Here is a 6,482-nt window from a genome sequence, read left to right on the forward strand (position 1 = left end):
GACCTCACCACCGGGTGGGAACCCCGGCGGGGGTGGAACCGGGGTTCCCACCCGGTGGTGAGGTCAGCAGTACTGGCTCTGCTTTCCGATCGCCCGGTACGGGCAGTCGGCGTACTCGGACAGGATCAGCACGGCCTCCCGGTTGCGTGAGGTCTGCGCCGGGATCACCTCGTCCGGCGGGTAGAAGCCGCCGCCGGAGGCCGAGCCGGGGTACATCTCGAAGGTGTACGCCCAGATCTTGTGGGCGCCCCACATCCAGTCGATGCTGGTGCCGTCGGCGATGTAGAGGTCGCTCGACTGTTCCGGGGTGTAGTTGTTCGTCGCCGCCATCTGCCTCCCGATGGTGGCGAAGGTGTTGTACTGGTCGGCGTTCATCCCGGTGGCGGTGTTGTTGTACGTGTACCCGTACGGCCAGAGCACCAGCTGCGAGTAGGTGTGGAAGTCGATGTTGGCCTTGATCTGCTGCACCCCGCCGACGACCCGGCTGTTGACGAAGTTGCGCAGCGCCGCGGTCTCCGGGGCGGAGAAGGCGGACGGACCGCGGTAGGTGTCCGACGACTTGGTGCCGGACGAGCCGCCGCAGCAGCCCCACTGGTAGGCCCAGTTGCGGTTCAGGTCGGTGCCGATGGCTGTCGAACCGCTGTTGGGCTGCCGGTTCTTGCGCCAGGAGCGGTAGGAGCCGGTGGCGATGTCGTACTCGCTGCCGTCCGGGTTGACGGTGGGGACGATCCAGATCTCCCGGGAGTTGACGATGCCGGTGATCCGGGAGTCGCTGCCGTAGTTGTCGGTGAAGAGGTTGAGCAGGTAGATCGCCATCTCCACGGTCAGGTGCTCACGGGCGTGCTGCTGGGCGTTGAACAGGATCTCCGGCTCGGCCTCGTCGGTGGCGACGTTGTCGGAGATCTTCACCGCCATCAGGTCCCGGCCCTGGTACGACGTGCCGATGCTGAGCTTGCGGGCGATCGTCGGGTGGTCGGCGACCACCTTGTTCACCACGGCGGTCAGCTCGGCGTAGTCGTGGTAGTTCGAGTCGGCCGGCGGGAACGCGTTCGCGGTCATGCCCCCGTCGGCGTGGGTGTGCTCCGGCACGACGTCCTTCTCGAGCCGGAATCCGAGCCGGGTGATCGCGTTCGCCTCAGCCTTGGTCGCCGTGACGTGCAGCACGCCGTGCTCGGAGTAGTCGATCGCGGCGCCGGTGGAGGCGACGGCGGTGCGGTCGGCCGCCGTACGCGGGCCGAGCACCCGGTAGGCCACGGTGGCCGGCTCACCGGAGCCTTCCGGCGCGGGCCGGGCCACGGCGGGCGCGGCGGCCGCGGTGAGGACGATGGTCAGGCCGACGGCGGCGGCGAGCGCCAGCCGGCGGCGGAGCGGAGAGGTGCGGAAGGCCATGGACAACCTCCTGGGGGTACGGGAGATCCCGTTGTCCGCACACTCCACCAGGAGACACATGGTCATATCAATATCTGTCTCTCTCTTTAGCCATCCCGACCTGATCGTCACTTCGGCAATGATTTTCTATGCCTGAACATCTGGCGAAACTTCCCGCCAAGCGCGACAGTGAACGGCAACGATGCCGTCTCCCTGTGGAGCTGCCATGTTCGGACGACCCATGCGCGCGGCCGCCCTCGCCGGCCTCACCGCGCTCACCCTCCTCGCCACGAGCGCACCGGTCCAGGCGCAAGCCGCGCGACCGGGCGTCACACACGACGAACAGATCACCTTTCAGGAGTTCTCCCGCTTCCCCGACTGGCGTACCGGCACCCACCAGGGCACCCGCGCCGTACCGGGCCGCCACCCGGCGCTGACCATCGACCGCCCGGCGGGCACCACCGAGTTCACCGACGAGCACACCGGCACGACCCGCACCTGGGAGTACGCCACCTGGACCTCGCCCGAGCGGCGGATCGGCTTCGACGCCACCGAGATGGTCGCGTCGTGGAACGCCGCCACCCCGGCCGGCACCTGGATCCAGGTCGAGCTGCACGGCACGTACAACACCGGGGCGCAGACCCCGTGGTACGTCATGGGCCGCTGGGCCTCCGGCGACCAGGACATCAAGCGCTCCACGCTGGACGGCCAGGGCGACCCGTGGTCGAGCATCTGGACCGACACGTTCTCGATCGACGACGCCGACGCCGGGGTGCTGCTGCGCTCGTACCAGTTGCGGCTGACGCTCTACCGCGCGCCCGGTCAGGCCGCCGCGCCGCAGGTCCGGATGGTCGGCGCGATGGCGTCGAACGTGCCGGACCGGTTCACCGTCACCCCGAGCCGGGGCGGCATCGCCTGGGGCACCGAGCTGGCCGTGCCGCGCTACTCGCAGAACATCCACATCGGCGAGTACCCCGAGTACGACGGCGGCGGTGAGGCGTGGTGCTCGCCCACCTCGACGGAGATGGTGGTCGAGTACTGGGGTCGCAAGCCCTCGGCCGAGGACACCTCCTGGGTCGACCCCACCTACCCCGACCCCACTGTCGACCACGCCGCCCGGATGACCTACGACTACGAGTACGAGGGCGCCGGCAACTGGCCGTTCAACACCGCGTACGCGTCGAGCTTCCCCGGCCTGGAGGCGCGGGTCACCCGGCTGCACTCGCTGGACGAGGCGGAACGCTTCATCAGGGCGGGCATCCCGGTGGTGACCTCGCAGTCGTTCCTCGCCAGCGAGCTGGACGGGGCCAACTACGGCACCTCCGGGCACCTGTTCGTGATCGTCGGCTTCACCGCCGACGGCGACGTGATCGTCAACGACCCGGCGTCCTCGTCCAACGACGCGGTCCGCAACGTCTACAAGCGGGAGCAGTTCGAGCAGATCTGGCTGCGCACCAAGCGCTACCGGGCCAACGGCACCGTCGCCTCCGGCTCCGGCGGCATCGCGTACCTGATCAAGCCGGCCGACCGGCCGTGGCCGGTCGTCCCGGGCTCGACCAACTGGTGAACGGCTCGGCCGACCGATGAACGGCGAGGGGCCCGGCGCCATCTCCGGCGCCGGGCCCTCTCGTTCGTCCGCTCAGCCGTCGCGGCGCTCGGCGTCCGGCTCGTCCTCGCCCGCGAGCGCGGTACGCAGCCGGTCCTTCTCGGCGCGACGCCGCTCCGACGCCTCCGCCATCTCCCCGGCCATCTCGTCCCGCCAGTTGCGCAGCAGGAAGAACGACAGCGCGGCCGAGGAGATCAGCGCCACCATCAGCCGCAGGAACATGTTCATCTCGACGAACCAGAGGGCTGCCAGCACGGCGACGAACAGCCCGACCCGGCCCAGCGTGTACTTGACCGCCGCGCTCATTCCCGCATTCCCACTCTCTCCGTGCCTCAGCCCGTACGCCGGGCCAGCCAGTGCACGCCATGAAACCAGATGACGGCGTAGACCACGGTGAACACCGCCGCGGCCGACGCGCCGGTGAACAGTGCGGGCAGCCCGGAGGCCAGGCCCGCGACCAGCAGACCGGCGACGACGCCGAGCCCGAGCCCGGCGAGCGCGGCCACCACCCGGGCAGCCCCGAACTCCCAGGCCCGGAACTCGTCCCAGAACAGCCAGAGCGGCAGGATCACCGCGAGCCAGCCGTTCGTACCCCCGAAGCCGCTGTCGCCCACCGTGGCGAACGCGAACTCGAAGACCAGCAGCGCCAGCACCCCGATGACCAGGCCGGCGAGGCTCACCCCGAGCAGGTCACCGAGGGTGAGGATGCGCCCCTCGGCGTCGCGCCGGGGGAAGCCGCGCTGCTGTTCCTCGTCGCTCATCGCCAGGTCAGGCCCAGACCTGCTGCGGCTCGGACCGGCGCTCCGCCAGCGACGGCGGACCGTCGTACTCGCGGACGATCTCGTAGCGGGTGTTCCGCTCGACCGGACGGAATCCGGCGTCCCAGATCATGTGCAGCAGGTCGTCGCGGTGCATCGTGTTCGGCGTGCCGTACGAGTCGGCGTCGTGGGTGATCTTGTATTCCACGACCGAGCCGTCCAGGTCGTCGACGCCGAAGTTCAGCGAGAGCTGCGCGACCGACAGCCCGTGCATGACCCAGAAGCACTTGACGTGCGGCACGTTGTCGAACAGCAGCCGGGAGACCGCGAACGTCTTGAGCGACTCGGCCGGGGAGGCCATCGTGGTCCGGGCCTGGATCCGGTTACGGATCTTGCCGTCCGCCGAGTCGACGAAGTCGTGCTGGTAGCGCAGCGGGATGAAGACCTGGAAACCGCCGGTCTCGTCCTGCAGCTCACGCAGCCGCAGCACGTGGTCGACCCGGTGCCGGGGCTCCTCGATGTGGCCGTAGAGCATGGTCGACGGCGTCTTCATGCCCTTCGAGTGGGCCAGCCGGTGGATGCGCGACCAGTCCTCCCAGTGGCAGTTGTGGTCGACGATGTGCTGCCGGACCTCCCAGTCGAAGATCTCCGCGCCACCGCCGGTGAGCGACTCCAGGCCGGCGTCCATCAGCTCGTCGAGGATCGCGTCGGCGCTGAGCCCGCTGATCTTCTCGAACCACTGCACCTCGGTCGCGGTGAACGCCTTGAGGTTGACCTTCGGCAGCGCGGCCTTCAGCTCGCGCAGCACCTTCGGGTAGTAGCGCCAGGGCAGCGTCGGGTGCAGGCCGTTGACGATGTGCAGCTCGGTGAGCTGCTCGTCCTCCATCTCCTTGGCCTTGCGGACCGCCTCGTCGATACGCATCGTGTAGGCGTCCTTCTCGCCCGGCTTGCGCTGGAACGAGCAGTACGCGCACGACGCCGAGCAGACGTTCGTCAGGTTCAGGTGCCGGTTGACGTTGAACATCACCCGGTCGCCGTTGAGCTCCGTACGCCTGTGGTGGGCCAGCCGGCCCAGCCAGGTCAGGTCGTCGCTGGCGTAGAGGGCGATGCCGTCCTCGCGGGTCAGCCGCTCCCCCGCGTACACCTTCGCCTCGAGTTCGCGCTTGAGTCCGGCGTCCATCCGAAAGCCACGTCCTTCCACCTGGGTTCCCGATCGAGCGTACGTCGCGGGCCCGACCGGCCGCCGACGTGGTCGCGCCGGTTCACCGGTCGTCACGCTCCGCACATCGACATCGTCGCAACGGTGAGGTAAGACAGGGTGGGGCGGAACACACACCAGGGCCGTCCTGTCCCGACACGCCCCAAGCACGCGTGACGGACCCCAGACCGGACGGGGAGCGGTATGGCTCACAGCACCAAGGCCCGACGGCGACGAGGACGGCAGCCGGTGATCTCACCGATCCTGCGCCCGGCGCTCTGGTCCGCCCTCCTGGGGGCGGTCGCGGCCGCGGCGCTCGCCACACCCGCATGGGCCGACCCGCTGCCCGACGTCGTGCCCGACACCGGCTCCCGGCCCCAGGTCACCGGCCCCCTGCAACTGCCCGGTTCGTCCGGCGGCGTCCGTGGCGTGCCCGGCACCGTTCCCGGCGCGCCGGGCACCGTCCCCGGCCTCCCCGGCACCGTCCCGGGTCTGCCCGGCACCGTCCCGGGTCTGCCCGGTGTCACCGTCCCGGGCCTGCCCGGCGCGGGTGCCACCACCGGCGTGACCAACCCGGCCGACGGCCCACTGATCGCCCAGATCAACCAGCTCGACGCCCGGGTCACCCTGCTGGGCGAGGAACTGCTCCGGATCAAGACCGAGCGGGACGCCGCACAGACCGAGCTGACCCAGTCCGCCGCCCGGCTCACGGAGGCGGTGGACGCGCTCCGCCGCGCCCAGGACAACGCCAAGAGCGCCGCCGCCGACGCGGTCAAGGCCGACGCGGCGCTGCCGCCGGGCGAGTTCGGCGCCAGCCTGCGGGAGTTCGCCAACCTCCAGCGCATCACCCGGGGCGACAAGGCCGAGGGCGCCACCACGTCGGTGACCGGCGAACTCCTCCGTGCCACGAGCGCCGAGCGGATCGCGCGGGAGGCGCACGAGTCGGCCCAGCGGCGGGCGACCGAGAAGGCCGCCGAGTTCACCCGCGCCGAGGCCGACCTGCGCAAGCAGGAGACCGCGCTCGTCGCGCTGCGCAAGGAGAACGCGGCCAAGCTCCTGGAGATCGAGCGCCTGGCCGACGCCGCCGAGCAGCGGCTCGGCACCTCGTACGTGGTCGACCAGGGCATCGACGGCCTGGTGGCGGACCCGCGGGCGCTCGCCGCCGTGCGCTACGCCCTCGCCCAGCTCGGTGACCCCTACCTGTGGGCCGCCGAGGGCCCGGACCGGTTCGACTGCTCCGGCCTGATGCTCGCCTCCTACCAGGCGGCCGGCTACCGGGGCCTGCCCCGCGTCGCCAAGGACCAGTACTTCGCCACCCGTTCCCGCACCGTCTCGCCGAACGCCCTGCTCCCCGGTGACCTGCTGTTCTTCGCCTCGGGCAGCAGCTGGACCAGCGTCCACCACGTCGCCATGTACATCGGCAACGGCAAGATGGTGGAGGCGCCGCGGACCGGCGACGTCGTCAAGATCTCGGTGGTCCGCTGGTCCCGGCTCTACGCCGCGACCCGGGTGATCGGCGCCGTGCCCGCCCCGGCCACCCCGGCGCCGCCGC

The 6,482-nt window shown here is 70.5% G+C and carries 5 protein-coding genes and 1 pseudogene; 2 read left to right on the top strand and 4 right to left on the bottom strand.

Annotation, left to right across the window (positions count from 1 at the left end; all coding sequences use genetic code 11):
• Nucleotides 1-66: 66 nt before the first annotated feature.
• Nucleotides 67-1,389, bottom strand: a pseudogene (locus EAD96_RS01195) (M14 family metallopeptidase); the annotation flags it as partial.
• Between the two features lie 205 nt (nucleotides 1,390-1,594).
• On the opposite strand from EAD96_RS01195, the gene EAD96_RS01200 reads away from it, so the two are divergent.
• Nucleotides 1,595-2,935, top strand: a complete 1,341-nt coding sequence (locus EAD96_RS01200; protein WP_121682971.1) for a C39 family peptidase — start codon at nucleotides 1,595-1,597, stop codon at nucleotides 2,933-2,935.
• 72 nt (nucleotides 2,936-3,007) lie between these two features.
• Here the strand turns inward: EAD96_RS01200 and EAD96_RS01205 are convergent, their stop codons facing one another.
• The 3 genes from EAD96_RS01205 to mqnE are packed head-to-tail and all read right to left on the bottom strand — an operon-like array spanning nucleotide 3,008 to nucleotide 4,912.
• Nucleotides 3,008-3,280, bottom strand: a complete 273-nt coding sequence (locus EAD96_RS01205) for a DUF4229 domain-containing protein (protein WP_091414468.1) — start codon at nucleotides 3,278-3,280, stop codon at nucleotides 3,008-3,010.
• A gap of 26 nt (nucleotides 3,281-3,306) precedes the next feature.
• Entirely contained in the window at nucleotides 3,307-3,735 is a 429-nt protein-coding gene (locus EAD96_RS01210; RefSeq protein WP_120572109.1) for a hypothetical protein, read from the bottom strand.
• 7 nt (nucleotides 3,736-3,742) lie between these two features.
• Nucleotides 3,743-4,912: an aminofutalosine synthase MqnE gene (gene mqnE, locus EAD96_RS01215; protein ID WP_120572110.1), complete on the bottom strand. Its 1,170-nt coding sequence runs from the start codon at nucleotides 4,910-4,912 to the stop codon at nucleotides 3,743-3,745.
• Between the two features lie 267 nt (nucleotides 4,913-5,179).
• Here mqnE and EAD96_RS01220 point away from each other — a divergent pair.
• A partial coding sequence (locus EAD96_RS01220) for a C40 family peptidase (RefSeq protein WP_121682972.1) occupies nucleotides 5,180-6,482 on the top strand: 1,303 nt, incomplete at its 3' end.

The organism is Micromonospora sp. BL1, from assembly GCF_003667485.1.
Taxonomy (GTDB): domain Bacteria; phylum Actinomycetota; class Actinomycetes; order Mycobacteriales; family Micromonosporaceae; genus Micromonospora; species Micromonospora tulbaghiae.